Annotated in this window: 1 protein-coding gene and 1 pseudogene; both read left to right on the forward strand. The window is 73.9% G+C overall.

What is annotated here, in order from left to right; genetic code table 11:
• Positions 1-2,774, forward strand: a 2,774-nt coding sequence (locus HCJ92_RS23305) for an ABC transporter permease (protein WP_167935590.1), incomplete at its 5' end; no start/stop codon positions are given.
• Positions 2,775-2,948: 174 nt separating this feature from the next.
• Positions 2,949-3,161: pseudogene (locus HCJ92_RS25245) on the forward strand (hypothetical protein); the annotation flags it as partial.

Raw genomic sequence — 3,161 nt, forward strand, 5'->3', positions numbered from 1 at the left:
AGGGCCGCAGCATCCTGGTGATCGCGATGATCGCGCTGCCGATCATCGGCGTCACCGCCATCGACATCAGTTTCCGCAGCTCCCAACTGACCACCGAGGAGCAGATCGACCGCACCATGGGCACCGCGGACGCCCAGTTGTTCCCCGGCGCCCCCGTCCCGCTGTTGCAGAACCCCGAGGACGCGACACAGTGGACCACGGTTGCCGACGCCGTGGGCGAGGCGACCGCCGACCCCGAAGCGGAGCAGTCTGCCGACCTGCAGGCGGCTCGTGACGTCGCCGCGTACTTCCCGGGTGCCGAGCTCGTCGTGGAGCGCGGCTGGTACGGCGCCGAGGTGACCACCACCGGCGGGCTGGCCGCGATCCACGTCCGCGAGTGGGACCTCGACGACCCGCTGACCGGTGCGAGCGCCACTCTGCGCGAGGGGCGTGTACCCCGGGAGCAGAACGAGGCCGCCGCCACCACGGCCTTCCTGGAGGTCGCCGGCCTCTCCGTGGGCGACACCGTCGCCGTCCGCGGCTTCGAGGGCGAGTTCACCCTCACCGGCTCCTACGAGCTGCCCGGCGAACTCCACACCGAACAGCTGACCGTGCTGCCGGGTACCGGGATGGTCGACACCCTCGCCGCCGAGCCAGGCGCCGAGCAGTACCTCTCCCACGCCAAGTACTTCGTCACCTCGGACACCCCGGTGGACTGGGCCGCGGTGCAGAAGGCCAACGAGCAGGGCTGGCTCGTCGACTCGCGCGCCGTCCGGCTCGACCCGCCGCCGCGCGACGAGGTGCCGTACTTCGCCGCGGGTCTCGGCGGGGCCGGTGGCGGGGGCAGCGCGCACGTCGGTGTCGTGCTGGTGCTGGCGCTGGTGATCCTGGAGATCTGCCTGCTGGCCGGGCCGGCGTTCGCCGTCGGTGCCCGCCGCTCCCGCCGGATGCTGGGGCTGATGGGCGCCAACGGCGCCGACCGGCGGCACGTGCGCGCCGTGATGCTGGCCGGCGGCGCCGTGCTGGGTCTCGCCGCAGCCCTGGTCGGTCTCGTCCTGGGTGTCGCCGCCGCGTTCCTGGCGTGGAACTGGCTGGAGGAGTCGGCGGGCCGGCGGTTCGGCGACCTGACCGTCAACCCGCTGGAACTGCTCGCCATCTGCTCGCTCGGCGTCGGCACCGGCCTGCTGGCGGCGCTGCTGCCCGCGCTCGCAGCCTCCCGCTCCCCGATCCTGGAATCCCTCACCGGGCGTCGCGGCGTGCGCCGTGTCGGACGGGAACTTCCCGTCATGGGAGGTCTTTTCTTCGCCTTCGGCACCGCTGTCGCCGTGCTGGGCGCGCTCTTCGTGAGCAACGCCATGGTGGTGGTGGGCGGTGTCATCGTGGCGCAGCTCGGCCTGGTCGCCACCACCCCGGTGCTGGTCGGCCTGTTCGGCCGCATCGGCCGGTTCCTTCCGCTCTCCGGCCGGCTGGCGGTCCGCGACGCGGTCCGCAACCGTTCCCGCACCGCCCCCGCCGTCGCCGCGGTGCTCGCCGCGGTCTCCGGCGCGGTCGCCGTCGCCACCGTCGTGGCGAGCACCGACGCGGAGAACCGGGCCGCCTACCGGGCGACCGTTCCGTCCGGCGCGGTCGTGATCTCCTCCGACCGGCCCGGCGACCTGCCCGCCGCGACGGACGCCGCGCTGCGGACCCTGCCCGCCACCGAACTGGCGCCGATCGGCCGGCTCACCGACACGGGGGAGCTGTGCCACCTGGTGAACTCGCCGGCGGAGTGCACCGAACCGATGGTGCAGCTGCCGCCCGCCGCCGTCTGCGACCGGGACGCCTTCGGCTCCGGTTTCGAGGCGGCGCGCGCCGAGAACCCCGAGCTGACCATCGCGGAGTACGACCCCGCGTGCGTGGAGGACTGGTGGGTCAAGACGCCCACCTGGGGACCCATCAGCGTCGCCGGCCCCGAGCTGCTGCGTGTCATGGAGATCGACGATCCCGACGCCGCCGCCGCTCTGGAGCGCGACGAGGCGGTCGTCTACGACGAGCGGCAGATCCACGAGGACGGCACCCTCCGGCTCGCGCCGCTCACCGACGAGGACCAGGAGACGCGGCCCGAGGACGTGGTCGCCCTGCCGGCCACGGTCGGCGAGGAGGCCGACTACGGCGCCCGCCCCGGCGAGGTGCTGGTCACCGCAGCCTGGGCGGAGGCCAACGGCTACCAGGTCGTCGACCAGGCCGTCGTCGTGGCCACCGACCGTGAGCCCACCGACGCCGAGGTCCAGGCGCTGCGGGAGGCGCTGTCCGCGGGAGACGGCTCGTCCGGTGCCGGTTCGACCGCGCTCAGGCTCTACGTCGAGGAGGGCCACACCTCCGGCGGTGATCTGGTGCTGCTCATTCTGGGGCTGTTCGCCACCGTGGTGACGCTCGGCGCGGCCGGTATCGCCACCGGACTGGCACAGGCCGACTCCGAGGCCGACCTCGCGACGCTCTCGGCGGTCGGCGCGCCGCCGAGGGTGAGGCGGACACTGTCCGGTCTCCAGTGCGGGGTGATCGCCCTGATGGGCGTGGTCCTCGGCTCCCTGGCCGGGTTGGTGCCGGGGGCGGCGATCCGCCTTGCCGGCCACCGGGAGATGCACGAGCTCTGGCGCACCGAGTGGTACGGCGGGCCCGAGACCGAGCCGCAGTTGTTCCTGGAGATCCCCTGGGGGACCATCCTCCAGCTGGTCTTCGTCGTGCCGCTGGTCGCCGCGGTCGTCGCGGCGCTGATGACCCGCTCCACCCCGGCGGTGAACCGCCGGGAACACTAGCCCGCCGCGTGCCGGCGCCGCCCGTGCGGGCGGCGGCGCCGGACCGAGCGAACACCGCCCGCCGCGGACGCCCCGGCCCGAGAGGCCCGGGCGCGTCCCGCACCGATCACCGCAGGGGACACCACGTGGCCGGCCCGCGCACAGCGCACCGGACCACCGGGAGGGGACAGCAGGATGAGCACCACCGACGATCAGGGGAGCGGGTCCGTGAGCGCGACGACCGCGCACGCCACCGGGGACACCGAGGCCGCGGCGGGTGCCGTCGACGCCTCGTGTCCGGTGTTGGAGTTGCGGGCGGTGTCGCGGGTTCACGGTAGTGGTGTGGCGTCGGTTCATGCGTTGCGTGCCATGGATCTGCGGGTGTTGCCGGGTGAGTTGGTGGCGGTG

It is taken from the genome of Streptomyces spiramenti, from assembly GCF_012034385.1.
In the GTDB taxonomy this organism is placed as follows: domain Bacteria; phylum Actinomycetota; class Actinomycetes; order Streptomycetales; family Streptomycetaceae; genus Streptomyces; species Streptomyces spiramenti.